This window comes from Intestinirhabdus alba (assembly GCF_009711095.1).
Classification (GTDB): domain Bacteria; phylum Pseudomonadota; class Gammaproteobacteria; order Enterobacterales; family Enterobacteriaceae; genus Intestinirhabdus; species Intestinirhabdus alba.
In genome coordinates this window covers 103,610-127,626 of the sequence record NZ_WMJZ01000006.1, presented here as the reverse complement: position 1 = coordinate 127,626, position 24,017 = coordinate 103,610, and the positions used below count along the sequence as shown (strand labels likewise).

The following is a 24,017-nucleotide window of genomic DNA, read 5'->3' as shown; positions in this document are numbered from 1 at the left end:
GCCCCTTCCTCCTTCAGGCGTCATTGTTTCTGTCAGTCTGGACCCGGCGAGCCCGGCTACATCGCCCTCCGGATTCCAGCGCGGTCAGGTACTCCACCAGCTGCCGCACGCTGTCCGGATCCTGGCCGTTAAGCTCGAAAACCGGTTCCCGGAATCCCATGTCGTGCAGCAGCATCCGCACGGCGGCGACGTCCGCATCCGGCAGATCCGTTTTAGTGATAACGGCGATACGTCGTTTACGGGCACCAATATCCAACAGCCCGGCGGGTAAACGGCTCTGACGATCGTTTGCCGCATGGACATATATCAGCGTGTCGACATCCTGCAGGGTGGTAATAAGGGCGTGATACCAGCGGGGGTGGCTGAAATATTCTCCCGGGGTATCAATGTCGCCATTGTGATTAAATTCCACGGCCTGGGTTTTCCTGGCGAGGGAATAATTTCCCTGCAGCGCATTAAACAGCGTTGTTTTACCAGCCCCCACCGCGCCGACAAACGCAATACCTTTCATTACCGCTCCGGATTAGCTTTTTGTGAGTTCACACAGCGTAAAATTTAATAAACGCCCCAGCCCGTCCAGGGTCTGCCGTAGCGCCTCGTCCACTGCGCCCACGGAGCCATAAATCACCAGCGCGCCGCTGAACCTGTCGAGAAAACCAATATGCACATCGGCGGCCTTCATCGCTAAATCACCGGCGATCATCGAGGTTTCTCCCGGCGTCAGGGTCATAATACCGATGGCTTCCGCTTCGGGGACGCCAATTTTTTTTGCCAGCTCCGCGCCGGGATGCGCAATCAGGTGCGCCAGCGTGATCTGTTTTCCCGGAACAAATTCCTGAATAATGCGTTCTTTATTCATCGCTCGCCGTCCGTTCTGAAAGTGAAGCTATCGTGACAATTTTTCGTCAGGGTAAATAACAAAATTCGGCAATCAGATTTAAAAGGTGAAGTAGATCACTAAGGTGAATTTATGAAAATCCGTTTCAATTGCCGCGGCGAAATCGTTGCAGAAAATGAGATATTAAAGAGGGGCTATCGCCCGGCTGAAAAAATTTATGACGGTGCAGAACAGATTCCCTGAATAATTCGCAACGCAGCGCGTTTTGCACAGCCGTAGCGCTGGCTGCGCAGGGGTGAGATGGGAGGGGATGAGGCCGCCTGCAGGGACAAACTCTGAAGAGGAGGCTCTGGAACCGGTCCGGCGGCTTGCCTGCGAGGCTTCCGGAACGCTGTTGCCCGCATCGGTATCATCAAAATTAGCGCTACGCTGCCGACTTCGGCGTAGCGCCAACCCGTCGCACGGTGATTTTTGTACCGGAAAAGCAGAAAAACCCGCTACTAAACGCTAAAACAGGCAGATGAGGTTCAGAGATGGTGCCGCGACTGAGGCGATGGCTATTGCTTTATCATTTTTTGCAGGCAACATTCCGCAGGTTAACCGGCGGCTTCAGAGGGGAGAATATGACGTACATTCTCTGAGTTTATGATGTTTTCAGGAAAAATAACGTCAGCCTTAAGACCGGGCAGATGAATCGTCTTCGTACCGGTAATAATGTCAACGTCCGACTGTTTCCAGACCTGCGCCACCAGCGCCGTACAATAAATCCCCTCCTCCCCGGTGACCGAAAAAGGTGTTCCCAAATAGGCTAAAGCACGCTTAATCACCTGCGTCCGATCTTTATTTCCAGAGTTAATATGATAGTAACTCACCGTTTTATTAACCGAGCGGGAGATAAAGAAGTCAAGAGAATCAATAACGACGCCATCCTTTACGCCTTCATGCTCCGCAGGCGTGGAGTGGATAATAAAGGGTTCTCCCTCCCTGAAATAGAGCATTCCGACATGGCTGAAGCCGCTGGTGTCCAGCGTTCGAATTACGGCGCTGATGGCTTCATCGCCGGTGCGAAAAACCAGATCTCCGTCCGTTATTCCTTTCGGAACGGAGCTTCCCCATACCGCGCAGGGAAGCCATAGCAAAAAAGAGAGCACCCTAGCGTAACAGTACTTTCCACTCCTTATCTTTCTGCCGCAAATTAAAACGCTCATTCTTGTCTGTCCCGTTCTTGAATGTAACATGAAGCGCTACCTTTGCCGTAGACTCTCCCATGGTTACTTCGCCAATTTCAACGTTTTTAGTGCCTCCCCTGGCGCTGATGCTTTTGGAAGATTCACCAATAATCATTTGTAGCTTACCCTTAACCTGCATCTCCTTATTCAGGTCGGCATCATTCAGATAAAGCATTCCGTATGCCTTATCAACATCTTTTTTCTCCACGGCAAGATAAAAATCTTTGGCCACCTCGCCTGGCTCTTTCTCACCGCACCCGCTTAACAGAATACCGCCAATCAATAGCATGGCAACGCTAACCCGTTTTTTCATAGCTCTCTCCTTTTTATTAAAAAAATTATCGTCTTAAACATTTATCTATTTTGGCGCTCGCAGCGTTATTCTCTGCCACATCCGAGAATACACTATTTCTGTAACCCCAGGCTTCCGCCGGATTTAATAAGGTAAAAAATAAATAAATCCTTCCAAAAAACCAGTTTTTATTAGTGGAAAATCTCCCGGGCGCGGCGTGAAAAAGACGGTAGCGCGGCGTTGTCCCGGCAGCAGAAACTATCAGGCGGAAGCGGATTTTTAACCGCGAAAGCGTCGCATCGCGCTGCACTTCGCACCCCGCGCCTACTTAGCTGCGCCATAAGCCACGCAACCAGAGATTACACTTACCGACAGCAGCTCAGCAGCGGCGTATGCTCCTGGCCCAGTCTCCTGGCATTCATCCTGTACCGGTTCATTTCTACTGCGACTGCCATACATATGCTATGCTACGCGCGAATGTTACGCAAAGAGCAGCGCTTATCCGGCCATTTTGTTTTTCCATACTGACGGCAGATAGATAAATTTCAGATTTTTTTAGCCGGATTAAAAATAGCGCTCAATTTATCAACAAAAGCGGAAACAACGGCTTCCTCTGAGCTACCGGATAAATCTTCATCGTTAATAAATTCATCTATACCCTAAATAATTCGAGTTGCATGAAGGCGGCAAGCGAGCGAATCCCAGGGAGCATAGCGAATTATGTGACCGGGGTGAGCAAGCGCAGCCAACGAACATGCAGCTTGAAGTATGACGGGTATATAACAAAATGGTTCTGACTGCTTTAAAACTTCATAACGGTATACTGCAATTCGCACACGTTGTATTATCATCGACTATCCTTACTCTTCTTTGTCCTGGCAGCAACCTGTATTCACCGGAACCATCTGCGGTCAGGCGGCGAACTTATCATACTTACAGAAATAGCCTTCCTGTATCCGCGGACGGTTCGCTTTCACCTCCTGCCGGCGCGCCCTGGCCCTTACCCCTGCCGGGATAAGGGCCTTGCCGGTGCATGATTACAGCGGCTGTGTCTGGGCTTCCACTACCGCCAGCGCAACCATATTTACGATACGCCGCACGGAGGCGATCGGCGTCAGTACGTGAACCGGCTTCGCCACCCCCATCAGCACCGGGCCAACGGTTACCCCTTCTGAACTGGAGACGCGCAGTAAGTTGTAACTAATGCGGGCCGCCTCCATGTTCGGCATCAGTAAAATATTGGCCGAGCCCTTCAGCGGGCTGTCCGGCATCCGGTCGTTGCGAATGCTCTCCATTAGCGCCGCATCGCCGTGCATCTCGCCGTCAATCATCAGCTCCGGCGCGCGCTCGCGCACCTTCTCAAGGGCCTGGCGCATCTTGCCGGCAGACGGGCAGGTGGATGAACCAAAGTTAGAGTGCGACAGCAGCGCCACCTTTGGCTCAATGCCGAAGCGGCGAACGGTCTCCGCCGCCAGCAGGGTAATCTCCGCCAGCTGCTCCGGTGTGGGATCGTCGTTAACATAGGTGTCGGCGATAAAGGTGTTGCCGCTGGGCAGCAGCAGCGCGTTCATCGCCCCCGCCGTATGCACGCCGTCGCGGTAGCCGAAGACCTCTTTCACTACGCTAAAGTGCTCGTGATAGTCGCCGACGGTGCCGCAGATCATCGCGTCCGCCTCCCCACGCTGCACCATGATCGCGCCGATAGCCGTGGTGTTGCTGATCATCGCCCGCTGCGCCTGCTCCTGGGTGACGCCCCGACGCTTCATAATCTGATAGTACTCGTTCCAGTACTCCTTAAAGCGCGGATCGGATTCATTATTTACGATCTCAAAATCGACGCCGGCTCTGATCTGCAGACCCAGCTTCTGAATACGCATCTCAATGACCCCAGGGCGACCAATCAGGATCGGCTTCGCCAGCCCCAGGGTAATCAGCTCCTGGGTGGCGTGCAGCACGCGCGCCTCTTCCCCTTCCGCCAGCACCACGCGCTTCGGCGCTTTACGCGCCTGGGAGAAGATGGGCTTCATAAACAGATTGGTCTTGTAAACGAACTCGGTCAGCTTGTCGACGTAGGCGTCAAAGTCGGCGATCGGCCGCCTCGCCACCCCGGAGTCCATCGCCGCTTTGGCCACCGCCGGGGCGATCTTGACGATCAGGCGCGGATCGAACGGCTTCGGAATAATATACTCCGCGCCGAAGCTCAGATCCTGATCGCCATAGGCGGAGGCCACCACCTCGCTCTGCTCGGCGTGGGCCAGCCCGGCGATGGCGTGCACCGCCGCCAGCTTCATCTCTTCGTTAATAGCGGTAGCGCCGACGTCCAGCGCCCCGCGGAAGATGAACGGGAAGCAGAGCACGTTATTAACCTGGTTGGGATAGTCGGAACGACCGGTGCAGATAATAGCGTCCGGCCGCACCGCCTTCGCCAGCGGCGGCAGGATCTCCGGCTCCGGGTTGGCCAGCGCCAGAATCATCGGCGCGCGCGCCATTTTCTTCACCATCTCCGGCGTCAGCACCTTCGGCCCGGAACAGCCGAGGAAGATGTCCGCCCCGTCGATCACCTCCTCAAGGGTGCGCCTGCCGTCGTCCACCACCGCATAGGCCGCCTTGGTTTCCGCCATGTTCGGTTCACGCCCCTGGTAGATAACCCCCTTCGAGTCGCACACCACGATGTTGTGCTTCTGCATACCGAGCGCCACCAGCAGATTCATACAGGCGATAGCCGCCGCCCCGGCACCGGAAACCACCATCCGCACGTCGGAAATCGTTTTTTCCACCACCCGCAGGCCGTTAAGAATGGCGGCGGTGCTGATGATCGCCGTGCCGTGCTGATCGTCGTGGAACACCGGAATGTTCATGCGTTCGCGCAGCTTTTGCTCAATATAGAAGCACTCCGGGGCTTTGATATCTTCAAGGTTGATGCCGCCGAAGGTTGGTTCCAGGGCGGCGACAACCTCAATAAACTTATCCGGGTCAAGCTCGTCCACCTCGATGTCGAACACGTCGATTCCGGCAAACTTCTTAAACAGTACCCCCTTGCCCTCCATCACCGGCTTGCCGGCCAGCGCGCCGATATTGCCAAGGCCCAGCACCGCCGTGCCGTTGGAGATCACCGCCACCAGGTTGCCGCGGGCGGTGTATTTGTAGGCCGCCAGCGGATCCTTTTCAATTTCAAGGCACGGTGCCGCCACGCCGGGCGAATAGGCCAGCGCCAGATCGCGCTGGGTGGCGAGAGGCTTGGTGGGGGAAACCTGAATTTTACCGGGGACAGGAAACGCATGGAAATCAAGAGCGCTTTGTTTTAACTGGTCATCCATCTTGTTGTTCCTTTTACACATCGTTCAAAAGAGTAGCGCGGTAGCCCGTCGACTGCGCCGCACATTATCACCTCACCGCGCGGCGCAAACTTTGAACATCGTTATACTCTCGCTACCGAAACCGGGAATTTGTTATCAATTTATAACTTCTATGTTACCTGCCCGCGCCAGCAATGCCATGCCCGTCTGCTATGCTTTTTGCTTAACCCGTTGATGAACTTTCCAGAAGTGTGAAGCAACGCACTCAGCGATATCTTTACTTTTCAAGGAGTATTTCCTATGAACCAGCTAGACGGCATCAAACAGTTCACCACCGTTGTCGCCGACAGCGGCGATATCGAATCCATTCGTCACTATCAACCCGAAGACGCCACCACCAACCCCTCTCTGCTGCTGAAGGCCGCCGGGCTGGAGCATTACGCGCACCTGATCGACGACGCGCTGGCGTGGGGGAAAACCCGCGGCGACACCCAGGAACAGCAGGTGGCGGCCGCCTGCGACAAGCTGGCGGTCAACTTCGGGGCGGAAATTCTGCAAAGCATTCCGGGCCGGGTCTCTACCGAAGTGGACGCGCGCCTCTCCTTTGACAAAGAAAAAAGCATTGAGAAGGCCCGCCACCTGGTGGATCTTTACCGCCAGCAGGGGGTGGATAAGTCGCGTATTCTGATCAAACTGGCCGCCACCTGGGAGGGGATCCGCGCGGCGGAGACGCTGGAAAAAGAGGGCATTCACTGCAACCTGACGCTGCTGTTCTCGTTTGCCCAGGCCAGGGCCTGCGCCGAAGCGGGCGTCTATCTTATCTCGCCGTTCGTCGGGCGCATTTACGACTGGTATCAGGCGCGCAGCCCGATGGAGCCGTACGTGGTGGACGAAGATCCGGGCGTAAAATCGGTGCGCAATATTTATGACTACTTCAAGCAGCACCGCTATGACACCATCGTGATGGGGGCCAGCTTCCGCCGTATCGAACAAATTCTGGCCCTGACCGGCTGCGACCGCCTGACCATCTCTCCCGCCCTGCTCAGAGAGCTGCAGGAGAAAGAAGCGCCGACAATCCGCAGGCTGGTGCCCTCTTCCCAGACCTTCCCGCGCCCGACGCCGATGACCGAAGCCGAATTCCGCTGGGAGCATAACCAGGACGCCATGGCGGTTGAAAAGCTGTCGGAGGGCATCCGCCTGTTCGCCGTCGATCGGCGCAGCCTCGAAGACCTGCTGGCTGCCAGACTGTAGCTAACGCCGCTGTGGCTCCCCTGCGACGGCCGGTTCGCACGCTGCGCTTTTCCCCGGCGTGGCGAAAGCGCGGGCCGCAGGATCCGCCTGCAGGACAACCCCGTATCAATCTCGCTCCGGAGTAATGTATGTCCCGTAAAGACCTTGCCAACGCCATCCGCGCGCTCAGTATGGACGCCGTTCAGAAAGCTGGTTCCGGCCATCCCGGCGCGCCGATGGGCATGGCGGATATCGCCGAAGTGCTGTGGAACGATTTTCTTAAGCACAACCCGACCGACCCCGCCTGGTACGACCGCGACCGTTTTATTCTCTCCAACGGCCACGCCTCTATGCTGCTCTACAGCCTGCTGCACCTGACAGGCTACGACCTGCCGCTGGAGGAGTTAAAAAATTTCCGGCAGCTGCATTCCAGAACGCCGGGGCATCCGGAGATCGGCTATACGCCGGGAGTGGAAACCACCACCGGTCCCCTCGGCCAGGGGCTGGTCAACGCCGTCGGCCTGGCCATCGCCGAGCGCACGCTGGCCGCACAGTTCAACCGACCGGAGCATGACATTGTCGATCACTATACCTACGTTTTTATGGGCGACGGTTGCCTGATGGAGGGGATCTCGCACGAGGTCTGTTCGCTGGCGGGCACCCTGGGGCTGGGCAAGCTGATTGGCTTTTACGATTGTAACGGTATCTCCATCGACGGCGAAACGGAAGGCTGGTTCACCGACGATACCGCAAAGCGCTTTGAGGCCTACCGCTGGCACGTGGTGCACGAGATCGACGGCCACGATCCGCAGGCGGTTAAAAAAGCGATTCAGGAAGCGCAGAGCGTGAAGGATAAGCCGTCGCTGATTATCTGTCGGACGACCATCGGCTTTGGCTCGCCGAACAAGGCCGGAAAAGAGTCCTCCCACGGCGCGGCGCTGGGCGAAGAGGAGGTGGCGCTGACCCGCCAGCAGTTGGGCTGGCACCATCCCGCCTTTGAAATTCCTGAAGCGATCTACCGCGCCTGGGACGCCAGGGAAAAAGGCGAGAAGGCGCAGCGGCAGTGGCAGGAAAAATTTGCCGCCTATGAAAAAGCCCACCCGGCGCTGGCGGCGGAATTTACCCGGCGAATGAGCGGCGGGCTGCCGGAGCGCTGGGAGCAGGAGACCCGGCGCTATATCGCTGACCTGCAGGCCAGCCCGGAGAAGATCGCCACCCGCAAGGCTTCCCAGAATACGCTTAACGCCTGGGGGCCGCTGCTGCCGGAGCTGCTCGGCGGCTCGGCGGATCTCGCCCCCAGCAATCTGACCCTCTGGCAGGGTTCGGTTTCGCTGAAGGAGGACCCGGCGGGCAACTATATTCACTACGGGGTGCGCGAGTTCGGCATGACCGCCATCGCCAACGGCATCGCTCATCACGGGGGCTTTGTTCCCTATACCGCCACCTTTCTGATGTTCGTCGAATACGCGCGCAACGCGGCGCGAATGGCGGCGCTGATGAAGGCCCGGCAGATCATGGTCTATACCCATGACTCTATTGGTCTGGGAGAGGATGGCCCCACGCACCAGGCGGTAGAGCAGCTGGCTAGCCTGCGCTTAACGCCGAACTTCAGCACCTGGCGTCCCTGCGATCGGGTCGAGGCGGCGGTGGGCTGGAAGCTGGCGATTGAGCGTCACGACGGGCCCACGGCGCTGATCCTCTCACGGCAGAACCTGGCGCAGGTCGAGCGCACTCCGGAGCAGGTTAACGCCATCGCCCGCGGCGGCTACGTGCTTAAAGACGGCGGCGGCAGGCCGGATATCATCCTGATCGCCACCGGCTCTGAGATGGAGATTACCCTGCTGGCGGCAGAAAAGCTGGCCGGCGAAGGCCACAGCGTGCGGGTCGTCTCTCTGCCATCCACGGATATCTTTGACGCCCAGGACGAGGCGTACCGTGAATCGGTGCTGCCGTCGAACGTCTCCGCCAGGGTGGCGATCGAGGCCGGCATAGCCGATTACTGGTACAAGTACGTCGGGCTGAAGGGAGCCATCGTCGGAATGACCGGCTACGGCGAATCGGCACCGGCCGGGAAGCTGTTTCCTTACTTCGGCTTTACGGTAGAGAATATCCTTGAAAAAGCGCACGGGGTATTGCGTCGGTAAGTACAACGGCCGCCCCGGCGCACGATCTGCGGGGCGGTTAACGGGTGATCCACAGGGTCGGCCAGGCATCCGGCCCGTGCCAGCCGTCGCAGCTTGGCTCTTTTGCATAGCGCACCAGGCGAAAGCGCTGGCCGTCAAACCGCCAGCGCGTCTGGACGCCGCAGTCCGTTAACCCCCGCCCTTTCGCCAGCGTCACCAGCTCCCGGGACCGCTCATCAAACGCGACGTTCATCAGCTCCGTGGCGTTGCTCCCGCTGGTCTGAAACGGCAGGCGCAGACGAACCGCCCGGGAGACCAGCGGTTTACGCCGGGTCACCACCCACGCCAGATCGACGGTATTATAGGCCCCCGCTTCACAGGCTATCATTATCAGCGCCTTGTCATCGGTCAGGGCGGCCACCCGCACCGTCCGACGAAAGGGATCGAGAGAGCAGTAAAGCGCGTCTATTCGCCGGTTGCCGTAGTCAAGAAGATCGTCGCGCTCCTCTTCGGAGAGCGGCATGGGCGCAGGCTCCACCGCGGCCACGCTGTGCAGGGCGGGGGCCGGCGGCACGCTGAGGGGCGGGCTGTCCCCCTTCTCGATCCACGCCGTCTCGCTACCGACGCGCTTTTGCTGGGCGTCGATAAACAACAGCGCGGCCTTCAGCCCCGCCAGGGAAATCCTCTGTGCCCCGCCGTACAGCGTGATGGCCTGCGCCTCCTGGACGGTCTGTAAAAACGCCGCAATGGTGGCGGCGTCGTCGGACAGCAGATGCCAGGGCGAAATTTTCCAGCCCACGGCGCTCAGCGCCAGCGGCCTGCCGTCCAGCAGCAGGCGCGGCGCAAGGGCCGGCTCGTCCGGGGACGGCGTGGAAAAACCGCCCCGATCGATACGCAGCACCGCGTCGGTATGCGCCCCGGCGCTGCGACTCAGCGTCATCACCAGGCCGTGATGATCGCCGGCGTTACGCGCCACGCAGAAATTCTGATTATTGCAGGTCACCTGCCAGTCGGAGAACGCCCGCTGCGCAGGGGCGGCCCATAGCAGCCGAGTCGACAGCAGGCCGAACAGAAAGAAAAAGATGACGCGATAGCGCATGGACGGTACAACCCCAGAGTTCAGAACCACGGTACTGGTCGTATCTTCGTTGTGCGATCGGAGCGGCTCAATCGGATTTATCGGATAGCGACGCCGTACCAGACGCAGACAAAGAGGCTCTCCCACCGGGCGTCGCTTCCACGGGCAGTTTGAATACGGACAGCGCACCGCACGTACCGATAGTACATGAGAGTAAATCGCAAAGTGTCCCCCGGAGGGCTGTCCTGACGGACATTCATAACGCGATGCGTGCTGCGCGGGCACGGCCCGGGTTCAAAACGGCAGGTAGAATAGCCTTATGGGATAGCCTCTTACCCTTTATTTATTATTCCATTAAGCCAGAAGCAGATAAATAGTTAAGCAAGAATACCGTCTTATCGTCCCGGCTCTCACCGCTTTCAAACATTTCCAGCTTCCGGGCAAAGGGCAGCTCCAGCACCTCAATATCTTCATCCTCCACCCCGCCGGGCCGGGGCCGTTCACCCGGGTGGCGACGCGAAACTGGCGGATCAGCACCACGTTTTTTCTGCGGGCTATAAAGCAGGATCGCCGCGCCGTTGTCGCGCTCCTGAACCTCACGCCGTTGGTGAATGGCTGCCCCATCGCTGCGGACGTAGGTCATATTACGCAGAACAACGTCGTTATCGGAAAGAACGTTATCTTTATTAAACTCAATTTTGGCCGGCACACCGGCCCCACGGCATAAAAAGAGAATCAGGCTGTGCCCCTTAAGAGCACAGCCTGATATTACCCCCCTGTCGGTGTTGTCTGCACAGCGCGCTAGTGAGCGTTAACCGCCCCGACCTTCAGCCAGTTGATAATCCCCCGGGCGGCGTGGCGTCCTTCCGCCATCGCCGTCACCACCAGATCGGCACCGCGCACCGCGTCGCCGCCGGCGAAGATCTTCGGGTTGGAGGTCTGGTAGCGGTAGGCGCTGCCGACGTGAGCCGCAATGCGCCCCCAGCGGTCCACCTCAACGCCCTGCTCCCGCAGCCAGGGCATGGCGTGAGGATGGAAGCCAAACGCCATAATTACCACATCGGCGGGCATCACAAACTCGCTGCCGGGGATGGGCATCGGGCGGCGGCGGCCCTGGCCGTCCGGCTCGCCAGGTTGAGTGCGCAGGAAGCGAACGCCGCAGGCCCGGCCCTCGTCGTTCAGCACCAGCTCAACCGGCTGAACGTTAAACTCAAAGTTCGCCCCTTCGTCGCGGGCGTTTTTGACCTCTTTTTTCGAGCCGGGCATGTTGGCCTCGTCGCGGCGATAGGCGCAGGTCACCTTCTCCGCCCCGTGGCGCAGCGCGGTGCGCACGCAGTCCATCGCCGTGTCGCCGCCGCCCAGCACCACCACGTTCAGCCCGGCGGTGTCAATAAACGGCTCCTCCGGCAGCGCGTCCAGCCCCATCACCTTTTTGGTGTTGGCGATAAGGAACGGCAGCGCGTCATACACGCCCGGCGCGTCTTCATTGGGCAGATCGGCCTTCATGGAGCGATAGGTGCCAACGCCCACAAAGACGGCGTCGTACTCCTCCAGCAGGGAGGACAGCCTGACGTCTCTGCCCACCTCGCAGTTCAGCTCGAAATGAATACCCATGGCGCTGAAGATCTCCCGCCGCCGGGCCAGCAGCGACTTATCCAGCTTAAAGGCCGGTATGCCGAAGGTCAGCAGACCGCCGATTTCCGGATGGCGATCAAACACGGTCGCGCCGATCCCGTGACGCGCCAGCACGTCGGCACAGGCCAGCCCCGCCGGACCCGCGCCGACGATGGCGACGCGCTTGTCCACCTTCTGAACGCCCTCCAGGTTTGGCCGCCAGCCTTTGGCCAGCGCGCGATCGGAGATATAGCGTTCAATATTGCCGATGGTCACCGCGCCGTGCTCGTCGCGCAGCGTACAGGCCCCTTCACACAGGCGCTCCTGCGGGCAGACGCGGCCGGTGATCTCCGGCAGGCAGTTGGTCTGATGGGAAAGCTCCACCGCCGCGTCGATGTTTCCGCTCTTCACCAGCTCAATCCACTGCGGGATATGGTTGTGCAGCGGGCAGGCCCATTCGCAAATACTATGCTCACCGCACTTCAGGCAGCGCGAGGCCTCCCGCTGCGCCTGCGAGGTACGAAACGGCAGATAGATTTCGTCGAAGCTGTTTTTTCGTGCCTCAACCGGCAGTTTATCCGGCTCGCCGCGCGGCACCATTGTCCGCATCTGCTCAACTTTACCGACGGCCGGCGGCGTGGCAACCGACGGTCCGGCGTGCCGGGCGGGGTTTTCCTGGCGAGCGGTGCGCAGGCGGCGGGCCTTTGCCAGGCCGTTTAGCGACGTGTCGGTCAGCAGCCGCAGCGCGTCGGTCGGGCAGTTTTCTACGCAGGCAGGCCCCGCCGCGCGGCCGTGGCACAGATCGCACTTATGCGCCGTGGCCTTCAGCCGCTCTTTCGCCACCGGTGCTACCACGATCTGCATGGTGCCGAACGGGCAGGCGACCACGCAGGATTTACAGCCGATGCATCTCTGCCCGTCAACCTGTACGCTGTCGTTGAGCCGGAAGATCGCCTCTTCAGGACAGCTGCGGGCGCAGGGCGCATCTTCACAGTGGCGACAGGTGACCGCGCTGCGCTGATGCTGATTCTTGATAACCGCGATCCGCGGCTGAAAATAGCGCGACTCCAGAACATGTTGCTCACCATTGTGGGCCATCACGCAGGCGACTTCACAGGCATGACATCCAAGGCACTGTTGGCTGTTGGCCATAATAAAACGATTCATGGTGACCTTCTTTTTGGTTGTAAAAACCTTATTTTTTATACGGAATAACCTTCAGGCCGCACCGACGACGCCTGCCGCATCCCGGTGGGACGGATGGCGAACGCGGCCAAAAAAAGATGGCCAGAAGGGGAAGCATGTTGTCTCTACCCGGGAAGTTTGAGCTGTATCAGGGCGGCAAACGCGGCTTTTCCGGTAAACCGGCCATCTCACCGGCCGGGCTGAGTAAAAACAGCCATCGTGCCTGCCTCTGAAGTATGACGGGTAACAACATTGTTATTACCCGACCAGGGCGGGCGTCGGCAATGTACATTTGCCCGGAAAGTATCACTTTTTTCACAGAACCTGTGGCAGATCAATTTATTTCAGAGTGTGTGAAATTACGTTTCATTTTTATAGACACGATCGTCCGGACCCTCCGCCAAAGCGCAGCACATTGTGAAAAGCCGCAGGAGCCTACCCCGAACAGAGGAGGCGGCCCGGTCGAATCCCCGGCGACGCAGCGGCAGCCTGCCTTCGCCGAGGCCTCAGGCTCTCCCTCACCTGCTGCGGAAATCTGTCAGCAACGGCGCTGAACCTCGGCGCGACGCGGCGAAACGGCGAACCTTATGGATAAGATGAATCATTCAAACGCCAACAGATACGCAAATTGCAGTATCATGGGCAGAAATACCCCTTTATAACTATTTCCCGTCAGCACAGTGTGCGGAGTTTACGTACGTGATTGTAAAACGTCCTGTCTCAACCAGCCTGGCCCGGGCCTTTTTTTATATCGTCCTGCTGTCCGTTCTTTCCACCGGTATCGCCCTGCTGACCCTTGCCAGCAGCCTGCGCGACGCCGAAGCCATTAACGTCGCCGGCTCGCTGCGCATGCAGAGCTACCGGCTGGGCTACGACCTGCAAAGCGGCAGTCCGCAGCTTAACGCCCACCGCCAGCTTTTTCAGCAGACCCTTCGCGCCGCCGCGCTGGACAATCTCAACGCCTGGTACGGCCCCGAGGCGGTGAAAAGCCGCTACGCCCAGTTGCAGGCCAACTGGCCGGAGATGAACGCGCGGCTGGCGGCGGGCGATCTGCAGTGGTATCAGGCCAACATCAACCGCTATGTCGATCAGATCGATCTGTTCGTGCTGGCGCTGCAGCACTACGCCGAACGCAAGGTCATGCTGGTGGTGGCCATCTCGCTGGCGGGCGGCATCGGGATCTTCACGCTGGTCTTTTTTACCCTGCGCCGCATTCGCCAGCAGGTGGTCAGGCCGCTGAACCAGTTGGTGTTAGCCAGCCAGCGCATCGAACACGGCCAGTTCGATTCGCCGCCGCTGGATACCGGCTTGCCCAACGAGCTGGGGCTGCTGGCGCAAAATTTTAACCAGATGGCGGGCGAGCTGCACAAACTGTACCGCTCGCTGGAAACCTCCGTTAAAGAGAAAACCCGGGATCTGCACGAGGCCAACCGCCGTCTGCAGGTGCTCTATCAGTGTTCACAGGCGCTGAACACCAGCCAGATCGACGTTCACTGCTTCCGCCACATTCTGCAGATCGTGCGCAGGCATGAGGCGGCGCACTATCTGGAGCTGATCGTCGGCGAAAACTGGCGCATCAGCGAGGGCGAGCGCAGCGACACGCTGCCGGTGCAGATCCTGCCGGTCACCATGCAGGATACGGTCTATGGCGAGCTGCACTGGCAGAGCCAGAACGCCGCTGGCGCAACGCCCCTCGCCAGCAGCATCTCGACGATGCTTGGCCGGGGTCTCTATTTCAACCAGGCGCAGAAGCATTTCCAGCAGCTGCTGCTGGTGGAGGAGCGGGCCACCATCGCCCGCGAGCTGCACGACTCGCTGGCCCAGATGCTCTCCTACTTACGCATTCAGGTGGTGTTACTAAAACGTGTCGTCGCGGATGAGAACGCCACGGCGCAAACGATTCTCGCCGATTTTACCGTTGCGCTGAACGATGCCTGGCGTCAGCTGCGTGAGCTGCTGACCACCTTCCGCCTGACGCTTCAGCAGACCGACCTGCCCTCGGCGCTGCGCGAGATGCTCGACTCCCTGCAGAGCCAGACCTCCGCGAAGCTCACCCTCGACTGCCGCCTGTCGTCGCTGGAGCTGGATGCGCAGATGCAGGTGCATCTGCTGCAGATCGTCCGCGAGGCGGTGCTGAACGCCATCAAACATGCCGAAGCCCGCGAAATCGCCGTCAGCTGCGTAACGTCACCGGACGGCGATCACACGGTCCATATTCATGACAACGGCATCGGTATTGGCGAGCCGAACGAACCGGTTGGCCACTACGGGCTGAATATTATGCGCGAACGCGCCGAGCGGCTTGGCGGTACGCTCACCTTTTCCCAGCCTTTGGGAGGCGGTACGCTGGTCAGCGTCAGCTTTCGCTCCGCGACGAACAGCGAAAATCCGGCCCTGTAGCGCGCGCCGGAAAGGAACCGGCCTGCGGGCGGCGTATTCGGTATGATAATTTACATTATCTCCTTTTTTTCTCCACGTTTGATTCGCCCCCTGCCGCTACAGTGAGGCGAATCATAACTATCCCAAGCGATACGCAGAGTCACGAGGTCCCCTTTTAATGGCGAATTTTTTTATCGATCGCCCCATATTTGCCTGGGTGCTGGCTATCCTGTTGTGCCTGACCGGTGCCCTGGCCATTTTTTCGTTACCCGTTGAGCAATATCCGGACCTGGCCCCGCCTAATGTGCGTATTTCCGCCAGCTATCCGGGTGCCTCCGCCCAGACCCTGGAAAACACCGTCACCCAGGTTATCGAGCAGAACATGACCGGGCTGGATAACCTGATGTATATGTCCTCCCAGAGCAGCGGCACCGGCCAGGCGTCGGTTTCCCTCAGCTTCGCCGCCGGAACCGATCCGGACGAAGCCGTCCAACAGGTACAAAACCAGCTGCAGTCGGCAATGCGTAAGCTGCCGCAGGCGGTGCAGAATCAGGGCGTGACGGTACGGAAAACCGGCGATACAAACATCCTGACCATCGCCTTTGTCTCCACCGACGGCTCGATGGATAAGCAGGATATCGCCGACTACGTCGCCAGCAACATTCAGGACCCGCTGAGCCGGGTCAACGGCGTGGGGGATATCGACGCCTACGGCTCGCAGTATTCGATGCGCATCTGGCTCGATCCGGCGAAGCTCAATAGCTTCCGGCTGACCGCAAAGGACGTAACCGATGCGATTAAAGCGCAGAACGCGCAGATTGCGGTCGGCCAGCTGGGCGGCACGCCGTCGGTGGACCGCCAGGCGCTGAACGCCACCATTAACGCCCAGTCGCTGCTGCAAACTCCGGAACAGTTCCGCAGAATTACCCTGCGCGTTAATCAGGACGGCTCAGAGGTAACGCTCGGCGATGTCGCCAGCGTCGAGATGGGGGCGGAAAAATATGACTACCTCAGCCGCTATAACGGCAACCCGGCCTCCGGCCTGGGCGTGAAGCTGGCCTCCGGAGCCAATGAAATGGCCACCGCCAGGCTGGTGCTGGACCGCCTTGACGAGCTGGCGCAGTACTTTCCGCACGGTCTGGAGTATAAGGTGGCGTTTGAAACCACCTCCTTCGTCAGGGCCTCGATTGAGGATGTGGTCAAGACCCTGCTGGAAGCCATCGCGCTGGTATTCCTCGTGATGTATCTGTTCCTGCAGAACTTCCGCGCCACGCTGATCCCGACCATTGCCGTACCGGTGGTGCTGATGGGCACCTTCTCGGTGCTCTACGCCTTCGGCTACAGCATCAATACCCTCACCATGTTCGCCATGGTGCTGGCCATCGGCCTGCTGGTGGATGACGCCATCGTGGTGGTAGAGAACGTCGAGCGCATCATGAGCGAGGAGGGCCTCTCGCCGCGTGAAGCGACACGTAAATCCATGGGGCAGATCCAGGGAGCGCTGGTGGGCATCGCTATGGTGCTGTCGGCGGTGTTTGTGCCGATGGCCTTCTTCGGCGGCACCACCGGGGCGATTTACCGCCAGTTTTCCATTACGATTGTCGCCGCGATGGTGTTATCGGTGCTGGTGGCGATGATCCTTACCCCGGCCCTGTGCGCCACCCTGCTCAGGCCGCTGCGCAAAGGCGAACAGCACGGCCAGACCGGCTTTTTCGGCTGGTTCAACCGCGCCTTTAACCGCAGTGCCGCGCGCTACGAAAAGGGGGTGGCGAAGATCCTGCACCACAGCCTGCGCTGGGTTCTGGTTTACGTGCTACTGCTCGGCGGCATGGTATTTCTGTTTCTGCGCCTGCCCTCCTCCTTCCTGCCGCTGGAGGATCGCGGCATGTTCACCACCTCCATTCAATTGCCCAGCGGCTCCACGCAGCAGCAGACGCTGAAAGTGGTGGAAAAGGTCGAGCAGTACTACTTCACCCATGAGAAAGAGAATATCGTGTCGGTCTTCTCCACGGTCGGTTCCGGCCCCGGCGGGAACGGGCAGAACGTGGCGCGCATGTTTATTCGCCTGAAGGACTGGAAGGCGCGGGATGCCACTACCGGCACCTCGTTCGCCATTATCGAGCGCGCCACCCGCGCCTTTACCAGGATCGCCGAGGCCCGCGTCTTCGCCAGCAGCCCGCCGGCAATCAGCGGCCTGGGCAGCTCCGCCGGTTTCGATATGGAACTGCAGGATCACGCCGGGGCCGGGCACAACGCGCTGATGGCGGCGCGTGACCGGCTTATTGAGCTTGCCGGTAAAGAGCGCGCCCTGACCCGGGTGCGCCATAACGGCCTTGACGACAGCCCGCAGCTGCAGATCGACATCGACCAGCGCAAGGCGCAGGCCCTCGGCGTCTCTGTCGACGACATTAACGATACTCTGCAGACGGCCTGGGGTTCGAGCTATGTGAACGACTTTATGGATCGCGGGCGCGTGAAGAAGGCCTACGTGCAGGCGGCGGCGAAGTATCGGATGCTGCCGGACGACATCGGGCTGTGGTACGTGCGCAACAACAGCGGCGGCATGGTGCCCTTCTCCGCCTTCGCTACCTCGCGCTGGGAGAGCGGCTCGCCGCGCCTTGAACGCTATAACGGCTACTCGGCGCTGGAGATCGTCGGCGAAGCCGCGCCCGGCGTCAGCACCGGGACGGCGATGGCGGTCATGGAGTCGCTGGTGCGCCAGCTGCCCGCCGGATTCGGTCTTGAGTGGACCGCGATGTCTTATCAGGAGCGGCTTTCCGGCGCTCAGGCCCCCGCGCTGTACGCCATCTCGCTGCTGGTGGTCTTCCTCTGCCTGGCGGCGCTGTATGAGAGCTGGTCGGTGCCGTTCTCGGTCATGCTGGTGGTGCCGCTGGGAGTGGCCGGCGCGCTGCTGGCCACCTGGATGCGCGGCCTGGAAAACGACGTTTACTTCCAGGTCGGCCTGCTGACGGTTATCGGCCTGTCGGCGAAGAACGCCATTCTGATCGTTGAATTCGCCAACGAGATGAATGAAAAGGGGCGCGATCTGCTTGACGCCACGCTGTACGCCTGCCGCCAGCGCCTGCGTCCGATCCTGATGACCTCGCTGGCCTTTATCTTCGGCGTCCTGCCGATGACCATCGGCAGCGGCGCAGGCTCCGGCGGCCAGCACGCCGTCGGCACCGGTGTCATGGGCGGCATGATCTCCGCCACCGTGCTGGCGATCTTCTTCGTTCCGCTGTTTTTTGTGCTGGTGCGCCGCCGCTTCCCGCTGAAGCCGCGCCCGGAGTAAGTTTCCGGAATCAGCCTGAGGCAGCCGAAAATCAATAAATTGATTTTCCTTGTTTATTTTTGTGGTGATCATGGCCGAACGAGTTCGGCCTGGGGTTTATCATCTGTCTCAGGCGGCCCGCTAACGGGCCGCCTTCTCTTTCCTCTTTATGCTGCGGTCTTCTTATCCCTGAGGAGCCGGGCCTTAGCGTGGCGCGCGGCCCGCTCAGCGGCTTTTCAAAACGCTTTACATTTTGTCATGCCATTACCGAAAATCTATTTACGCAGCATCGCCTCAATAAAGTCTTTCCAGTTCCCTAATTCACGTTCAATCATCACGACCTCCTTATTATTGGGCGCATTCTATAAAACTTTCATCGTCAGATGACGTTAAAGTCACCGTTTGCTGAAATGCCCGCCTCCCTGTTACCTGCGACAGATGCTTTAACTATGGTGCCGCCTGCCAGAAATTTATGTGACCTGATGCGCTGTTTTGCAACAGACTGTATCGCCTGACGATCGATCAACAGTGCCGGTTCCTGTAACAGCCGGGTCGCCCCCTGGGCCAAATGCCGGATAACGGACAACAGAATTAACGTCAGCCGCACTTAAATAATGTTATATTTTCCGCTCATTATTTGATGACGCCCGGTAGTAAGCGGATGAGCCAGTAAGGCCGCCTGAAGCATGACGGAATTTAATTGATAAGGATCCAGCGTGATTATCCTCTACGGCATTAAAAATTGCGACACCATCAAAAAAGCCCGCCGCTGGCTGGAGGCGCACGGGGTTGAGTACCGCTTCCACGATTACCGGAGCGACGGCCTGGACTCCACCCTGCTCAGCGGCTTTATTGATGCGCTGGGCTGGGAGGCGCTGCTCAACACCCGCGGCACCACCTGGCGCAGGCTCGACGAGGCCCGGCGCAGCGCCGTCACCGACGCCGCATCCGCCGCCGCATTAATGTCCGAAATGCCCGCGATCGTTAAGCGTCCATTGCTCCATGCCCCCGGCAGGCCTATGCTGCTGGGTTTCAGTGAATCCAGTTATCAGCACTTTTTTGACGAGGTGTAGTGTATGTCATGCCCGGTTATTGAGCTGACCCAGCAGCTTATTCGCCGCCCTTCCCTGAGTCCGGATGACGCAGGATGCCAGGCGATAATGATTGAACGCCTGCGCGCTATCGGTTTTACCGTTGAGCGTATGGATTTCGCCGACACGCAAAACTTCTGGGCGTGGCGCGGCGAGGGCGAAACGCTGGCCTTTGCCGGCCATACCGACGTGGTGCCCGCCGGCGACGCCGATCGCTGGATTAACCCGCCGTTTGAACCCACCATCCGCGACGGTATGCTGTTCGGTCGCGGCGCGGCGGATATGAAAGGCTCGCTGGCGGCGATGGTGGTGGCGGCGGAGCGTTTTGTCGCCCAGCACCCGAACCACCGCGGGCGGCTGGCGTTCCTGATTACCTCCGACGAAGAGGCCAGCGCAAAAAACGGCACCGTTAAGGTGGTCGAAGCGCTGATGGCGCGCAATGAGCGCCTGGACTACTGTCTGGTCGGCGAGCCTTCCAGCACCGCCGCGGTGGGCGACGTAGTGAAAAACGGCCGCCGCGGCTCGCTGACCTGTAACCTGACGCTGCACGGCGTGCAGGGCCACGTGGCGTACCCTCAGTTGGCGGATAACCCGGTACACCGCGCCGCGCCAATGCTCAATGAACTGGTGGCGACCGTATGGGACACGGGCAACGCCTTCTTTCCGGCGACCAGTATGCAGATCGCCAATATTCAGGCCGGCACCGGCAGCAACAACGTGATCCCCGGCGAGCTGTTCGTACAGTTCAACTTCCGCTTCAGCACCGAGCTGACCGATGAAAAGATAAAATCCCGGGTGCTGGCGCTGCTTGATAAGCATCAGCTGCGCTATACCGTGGAGTGGTGGCTTTCCGGTCAGCCGTTCCTGACGCCGCGCGGCAGGCTGGTGGATGCGGTATCAAACGCCATTGAGCACTATAATGAAATCAAACCGCAGCTATTAACCACGGGCGGCACCTCCGACGGGCGGTTTATCGCCCGCATGGGGGCGCAGGTAGTGGAGCTTGGGCCGGTGAATGCCACCATTCATAAAATAAATGAATGCGTTAACGCCGCCGATCTGCAGCTGCTTGCCCGTATGTATCAACGCATCATGGAACAGCTTGTCGCCTGACGGGCGTTTCACAAAGAGGAAAACTGCATGGACTGGCTGACGAAATATTGGTGGATTCTGGTGCTGGTGTTCCTGGTGGGCGTCCTGCTGAACGTGATTAAAGATCTCAAGCGCGTCGACCACAAGAAGTTTCTTGCCAACCGGCCGGAGCTGCCTCCGCATCGCGACTGCAACGACAAGTGGGACGACGAGGACGACTGGCCGCAGCAGGATCGTCCGAAAAAATAGCCGCTATAACCGTTGGATAAAGTTCCTTATCCGCTCTCCCTGGACGGCAGCCAGCTCTCTTCCGCCGCCGTCGTGGCAAACTTCGGTATGTGGAGAGGATAGTCGGCGTCAGTGAACGCCCTGCCACTGCGTAACGCACTCGCGCAGCCGCTGCGCGCGGGCCGGGTCAAGAGCCAACAGCGCCCGCGCCGCCTCCTCCCGCTGGACAACCAGCAGAGCCTTACGCCCCGCAATCTGCAGCGCCGCGCACAGCCTGGCCTCGCTGACCTGTTCCTGCAGCCTGCCGCGCAGCGCGGGCAGCACCAGCGGGCAACCATCAAGCAGCCGGGACAGGCAGCCCGTTGAGGTCAGCAGCGGACGATGGGCGAAGGCAAAGCCGGCCAGTGCAAGCCAGTCTTCATCATCAAGCCCGGCCTCCTCCAGCGGCTCAACCGGAATCGCCTCGCCGTTCCAGCGGGCGAGCACTGGCGCATCGCGACGCAGACGACGATGCTCGCGCTGCGCCAGCCGCGCACCCGCCTCGCTGAGCGGATACAGAGCCATTGCCGTATAGCAGCCGCTGCTCGCCTCCCGGTGGTTGCCCATGCGCACCAGCGTGAACCCACAGCGCTGCCAGAAGCGCCACAGTTCCGGCGTATAGCCAAAGCTGACGGACAGATAGTCGCATCCGGCGGCGTGCAGGCAGGCTTCGGCCACCAGCCACCGCCCCGTCCCCTCCCGCTGGCGGGCAGGGTGCACCGCAATACGGCTGATTCGCCGGCCGGTCAGCGTCGCCGCCAGCGGATCGCCGCCGTGCGCCGCCAGCGACTGGGCAACAAGGTTCCCCCTGGGCCGACGATAGCCCGCCCAGACCGCCCGACTCAGGGGCGCGGAGAGGCCCCCCTCCGCCACCAGCCAGAGCGCGCCAGCCGCCCGCTCTCCGGCGGCCGCCTGCAGGAAAAACTGCCCCGGCGCGTCCATCATGCGCCGCAGATCCAGCGGAGAGGTGCGGTAATGTGCCCCGGACAGCAGCCGCCAGGCCGCCAGCGGCACCTCCGGCAGCGTTCGCCAGGCGGTCTGGCTAAACGCCGCGATCGTGACCTCCCCCTGGGGAGCGAGGGCGAATGTGTCATCGTCAAGGGCCAGCGCGTCGCTGATCGCCTTTTCCAGCGGGCAGCCCGCCGCCCAGCGTACCGGCCGGTGCAGCGAAAAATGGCGGAGCTGCGGGAAGCGGGCGCAGAACTTCAGCAGGAAGCCGCGCCCGGTGCCCTCATAGCCCTGTACGGTGGTGGTGAGCAGCGTGCGGGGAAATCGCGTCGCCAGACGGTAGAGTAGTGGGGCAGGAAGGGCGGCAGCCTCATCCACAATCAGCCAGTCGGCGCTCTCCTCGCCGGCCAGCAGCGCATCGGGGGCGATAAAGCGAAAGCGGTCGCCGGCGAAGCGCGCCAGCACCTCCGTCGCCGCTTTTGCCGGCGCGGTGACGATCGCCGCCCCGTCAATCCGGGAAATCAGCTGTCCCGCCAGCGCCGACTTGCCGCGGCCGCGGGCGGCGGTAACCGCCGCTACGCCGGGCGGCATTTGTTCAAGCTGCTGCAAAATCGTCGTCTGCTCCGGCTGCGGTTCGCCGGTCGCCGGACGCCAGTCGGGGCGCGGAGACCGGGTCGGCCATGAGAAGGGCTGATGCTGCCGCCGGTGCAGGGTCTCAGGGTCGTCGCCAATGATACGCTTCAGGCGATGGATGAAGTTAGGGCCAGGTATGGGTTGGGGGGTGTCGCTCCAGCGCAGCGAGTCGGCGTCCGGCAGCTGTTCCCACTCGTGCCAGTCGGGCGTAAGCAGCACCAGCCAGCTTCCCGCCCGCAGCGTGCCGCTCAGGGCGGCAAAGGCCGCCGCGTCAAATCCCGTCAGGGCGTCAAAAATCGCGTGATGGAACTCGCGCCCCAGTAAAGTCTGCAGCGCCTGCGGCGTGCAGCCCGGCGCGACGGGGGCCTCCTGCCCCACCCACAGCCAGTCGCCGGGAAGCTGCTCACGCAGGCGCAGCGCCTGCGTCCGGCACCAGGCCGCCTCGCCGCTCAGCACCAGCAGACGACGAATGCCTTCACGCACCATCTGCGCGGTCAGCGCCAGCGGTGCCTCATTGTTCGCCATCTTTACCTCGGCGCTTAAAAGCCTTTGCCGAAGGTATTACACTGCGCCGGATTGCCGCTGTCGAAACCGCGTTTGAACCAGCTGTAGCGCTGTTCTGAGGTGCCGTGGGTAAAGCTGTCCGGCACTACGCGCCCCTGGCTTTGCTGCTGCAGGCGATCGTCGCCGATAGCCTCGGCGGCGTTCAGCGCCTCCTGCAGATCGCCGGACTCCAGCACGCCCTGCTGCTGCATACCGTGCCCCCAGACGCCCGCAAAGCAGTCCGCCTGCAGTTCCATGCGTACGGAAAGGCGGTTTATCTCCGTCTTCGACGCATTCTGCTGCAGCTGGCGCACCTTCGGCTCGATGCCCAACAGCTTCTGGACGTGGTGCCCCACCTCGTGCGCAATGACGTAACCCTGGGCGAAGTCGCCGTCGGCTCCAAGCTTGTTTTTCATTTCGTCATAGAAGGAGAGATCGATATAGACCGTGCCGTCGGCCGGACAGTAAAACGGCCCCATAACCGACTGGCCGGTGCCGCAGCCGGTGCGCGTGGCACCACGGTACATCACCAGCTTAGGGGGCTGGTAAGTGCGGCCCATTTTCTGGAACTCTTCTCCCCAGGTATCCTCGGTCGTGGCCAGAATGACCGAGGTGAACTTCGCGGCTTCATCCTCATTGGGGCTGATGGAGCCCTGCATTTGCTGCTGGGTAAGGGGCTGGCCGGTCATCAGGCCGGTTAAATCCACCCCGTAGTAGCCCGCGACCAGCACGACGATCAGCAGGACCAGCCCGCCTTTGCCGCGCGGCAAACGAAAGCCCGGCCCGCCAAAATTCGGGCCGCCGGAGCTGCCGCGCCTGTCTTCTACATTGTCACTTTCCCGACGCCCTTGCCAGCGCATATTAACCTCAATAATTGTTGCGTAATAAGTTGATCGTAGGCGGTTCGG

Annotated in this window: 19 protein-coding genes and 1 pseudogene; 7 read left to right on the top strand and 13 right to left on the bottom strand. The window is 60.2% G+C overall.

Going from position 1 to position 24,017, the window contains the following annotated elements:
- Positions 1–13: 13 nt before the first annotated feature.
- The 6 genes from eutP to maeB all read right to left on the bottom strand — a co-directional run bounded on the left by eutP (position 14) and on the right by maeB (position 5,676).
- A complete protein-coding gene (gene eutP / locus GJV78_RS06430) occupies positions 14–511 on the bottom strand; it encodes an ethanolamine utilization acetate kinase EutP (protein ID WP_155107547.1) in 498 nt (165 codons plus the stop codon).
- Positions 512–523: 12 nt separating this feature from the next.
- Positions 524–859, bottom strand: a complete 336-nt coding sequence (eutS, locus tag GJV78_RS06425) for an ethanolamine utilization microcompartment protein EutS (protein WP_155107546.1) — start codon at positions 857–859, stop codon at positions 524–526.
- Between the two features lie 575 nt (positions 860–1,434).
- Positions 1,435–1,977, bottom strand: coding sequence for a YiiX/YebB-like N1pC/P60 family cysteine hydrolase (locus GJV78_RS06420; protein ID WP_167519406.1), 543 nt, complete (start codon positions 1,975–1,977; stop codon positions 1,435–1,437).
- A 13-nt stretch (positions 1,978–1,990) separates the two neighbouring features.
- Positions 1,991–2,380, bottom strand: a complete 390-nt coding sequence (locus GJV78_RS06415) for a DUF4878 domain-containing protein (RefSeq protein ID WP_155107544.1) — start codon at positions 2,378–2,380, stop codon at positions 1,991–1,993.
- 25 nt (positions 2,381–2,405) lie between these two features.
- Positions 2,406–2,669: a hypothetical protein gene (locus GJV78_RS06410; protein WP_155107543.1), complete on the bottom strand. Its 264-nt coding sequence runs from the start codon at positions 2,667–2,669 to the stop codon at positions 2,406–2,408.
- Between the two features lie 727 nt (positions 2,670–3,396).
- The gene (maeB, locus tag GJV78_RS06405; RefSeq protein WP_155107542.1) at positions 3,397–5,676 is read right to left on the bottom strand and encodes an NADP-dependent oxaloacetate-decarboxylating malate dehydrogenase; all 2,280 of its coding nucleotides are present in this window, start codon (positions 5,674–5,676) and stop codon (positions 3,397–3,399) included.
- 279 nt (positions 5,677–5,955) lie between these two features.
- On the opposite strand from maeB, the gene tal reads away from it, so the two are divergent.
- Together tal and tkt are read left to right on the top strand one after the other, a co-directional pair.
- Complete coding sequence (tal, locus tag GJV78_RS06400) at positions 5,956–6,906, top strand: transaldolase (protein ID WP_155107541.1); 951 nt, start codon at positions 5,956–5,958, stop codon at positions 6,904–6,906.
- Positions 6,907–7,034: 128 nt separating this feature from the next.
- A complete protein-coding gene (tkt, locus tag GJV78_RS06395) occupies positions 7,035–9,029 on the top strand; it encodes a transketolase (RefSeq protein ID WP_155107540.1) in 1,995 nt (664 codons plus the stop codon).
- Positions 9,030–9,066: 37 nt separating this feature from the next.
- On the opposite strand, the gene GJV78_RS06390 is transcribed toward tkt, so the two are convergent.
- From GJV78_RS06390 to aegA, 3 genes and pseudogenes are all read right to left on the bottom strand, one after another.
- Complete coding sequence (locus GJV78_RS06390; RefSeq protein WP_155107606.1) at positions 9,067–10,107, bottom strand: DUF1176 domain-containing protein; 1,041 nt, start codon at positions 10,105–10,107, stop codon at positions 9,067–9,069.
- 325 nt (positions 10,108–10,432) lie between these two features.
- Positions 10,433–10,795, bottom strand: a pseudogene (locus GJV78_RS06385) (hypothetical protein).
- 92 nt (positions 10,796–10,887) lie between these two features.
- Positions 10,888–12,867 (bottom strand): formate-dependent uric acid utilization protein AegA, encoded by a 1,980-nt coding sequence (gene aegA / locus GJV78_RS06380; protein ID WP_155107539.1) that lies wholly within the window; start codon positions 12,865–12,867, stop codon positions 10,888–10,890.
- A gap of 717 nt (positions 12,868–13,584) precedes the next feature.
- Here aegA and narQ point away from each other — a divergent pair.
- Positions 13,585–15,285, top strand: coding sequence for a nitrate/nitrite two-component system sensor histidine kinase NarQ (gene narQ / locus GJV78_RS06375; protein ID WP_167519405.1), 1,701 nt, complete (start codon positions 13,585–13,587; stop codon positions 15,283–15,285).
- A gap of 157 nt (positions 15,286–15,442) precedes the next feature.
- Entirely contained in the window at positions 15,443–18,556 is a 3,114-nt protein-coding gene (gene acrD / locus GJV78_RS06370) for a multidrug efflux RND transporter permease AcrD (protein ID WP_155107538.1), read from the top strand.
- A gap of 254 nt (positions 18,557–18,810) precedes the next feature.
- On the opposite strand, the gene ypfM is transcribed toward acrD, so the two are convergent.
- Positions 18,811–18,870 (bottom strand): protein YpfM, encoded by a 60-nt coding sequence (gene ypfM / locus GJV78_RS06365; RefSeq protein ID WP_147720049.1) that lies wholly within the window; start codon positions 18,868–18,870, stop codon positions 18,811–18,813.
- A 44-nt stretch (positions 18,871–18,914) separates the two neighbouring features.
- On the bottom strand, positions 18,915–19,061 hold the full coding sequence (locus tag GJV78_RS23285; RefSeq protein WP_155107537.1) for a hypothetical protein: 147 nt from the start codon (positions 19,059–19,061) through the stop codon (positions 18,915–18,917).
- Positions 19,062–19,251: 190 nt separating this feature from the next.
- On the opposite strand from GJV78_RS23285, the gene GJV78_RS06355 reads away from it, so the two are divergent.
- From GJV78_RS06355 to GJV78_RS06345, 3 genes are read left to right on the top strand one after another with little or no spacing between them, the layout of a single operon-like run.
- The gene (locus GJV78_RS06355; protein WP_167519403.1) at positions 19,252–19,608 is read left to right on the top strand and encodes an ArsC family reductase; all 357 of its coding nucleotides are present in this window, start codon (positions 19,252–19,254) and stop codon (positions 19,606–19,608) included.
- Between the two features lie 3 nt (positions 19,609–19,611).
- Positions 19,612–20,739 carry a succinyl-diaminopimelate desuccinylase gene (gene dapE, locus GJV78_RS06350; protein WP_155107536.1) on the top strand — a complete coding sequence of 376 codons (1,128 nt, stop codon included), beginning with the start codon at positions 19,612–19,614 and terminating at the stop codon, positions 20,737–20,739.
- A 27-nt stretch (positions 20,740–20,766) separates the two neighbouring features.
- Positions 20,767–20,967 (top strand): YpfN family protein, encoded by a 201-nt coding sequence (locus GJV78_RS06345; RefSeq protein ID WP_155107535.1) that lies wholly within the window; start codon positions 20,767–20,769, stop codon positions 20,965–20,967.
- A gap of 108 nt (positions 20,968–21,075) precedes the next feature.
- Here the strand turns inward: GJV78_RS06345 and GJV78_RS06340 are convergent, their stop codons facing one another.
- Together GJV78_RS06340 and ypfJ are read right to left on the bottom strand one after the other, a co-directional pair.
- Positions 21,076–23,091 (bottom strand): tRNA(Met) cytidine acetyltransferase TmcA, encoded by a 2,016-nt coding sequence (locus GJV78_RS06340; RefSeq protein WP_155107534.1) that lies wholly within the window; start codon positions 23,089–23,091, stop codon positions 21,076–21,078.
- Positions 23,092–23,105: 14 nt separating this feature from the next.
- Entirely contained in the window at positions 23,106–23,969 is an 864-nt protein-coding gene (gene ypfJ / locus GJV78_RS06335; protein ID WP_155107533.1) for a KPN_02809 family neutral zinc metallopeptidase, read from the bottom strand.
- Positions 23,970–24,017: the final 48 nt, after the last annotated feature.

What these genes read in the sequence shown, in the direction of transcription:
- eutP (WP_155107547.1), bottom strand. Translation starts at nt 511, where the DNA reads ATGAAAGGTATTGCGTTTGTCGGCGCGGTGGGGGCTGGTAAAACAACG.
- GJV78_RS06340 (WP_155107534.1), bottom strand. Translation starts at nt 23,091, where the DNA reads ATGGCGAACAATGAGGCACCGCTGGCGCTGACCGCGCAGATGGTGCGT.
- tkt (WP_155107540.1), top strand. Translation starts at nt 7,035, where the DNA reads ATGTCCCGTAAAGACCTTGCCAACGCCATCCGCGCGCTCAGTATGGAC.
- eutS (WP_155107546.1), bottom strand. Translation starts at nt 859, where the DNA reads ATGAATAAAGAACGCATTATTCAGGAATTTGTTCCGGGAAAACAGATC.
- GJV78_RS06345 (WP_155107535.1), top strand. Translation starts at nt 20,767, where the DNA reads ATGGACTGGCTGACGAAATATTGGTGGATTCTGGTGCTGGTGTTCCTG.
- aegA (WP_155107539.1), bottom strand. Translation starts at nt 12,867, where the DNA reads ATGAATCGTTTTATTATGGCCAACAGCCAACAGTGCCTTGGATGTCAT.
- tal (WP_155107541.1), top strand. Translation starts at nt 5,956, where the DNA reads ATGAACCAGCTAGACGGCATCAAACAGTTCACCACCGTTGTCGCCGAC.
- ypfJ (WP_155107533.1), bottom strand. Translation starts at nt 23,969, where the DNA reads ATGCGCTGGCAAGGGCGTCGGGAAAGTGACAATGTAGAAGACAGGCGC.
- GJV78_RS06415 (WP_155107544.1), bottom strand. Translation starts at nt 2,380, where the DNA reads ATGAAAAAACGGGTTAGCGTTGCCATGCTATTGATTGGCGGTATTCTG.
- acrD (WP_155107538.1), top strand. Translation starts at nt 15,443, where the DNA reads ATGGCGAATTTTTTTATCGATCGCCCCATATTTGCCTGGGTGCTGGCT.
- GJV78_RS06390 (WP_155107606.1), bottom strand. Translation starts at nt 10,107, where the DNA reads ATGCGCTATCGCGTCATCTTTTTCTTTCTGTTCGGCCTGCTGTCGACT.
- dapE (WP_155107536.1), top strand. Translation starts at nt 19,612, where the DNA reads ATGTCATGCCCGGTTATTGAGCTGACCCAGCAGCTTATTCGCCGCCCT.
- maeB (WP_155107542.1), bottom strand. Translation starts at nt 5,676, where the DNA reads ATGGATGACCAGTTAAAACAAAGCGCTCTTGATTTCCATGCGTTTCCT.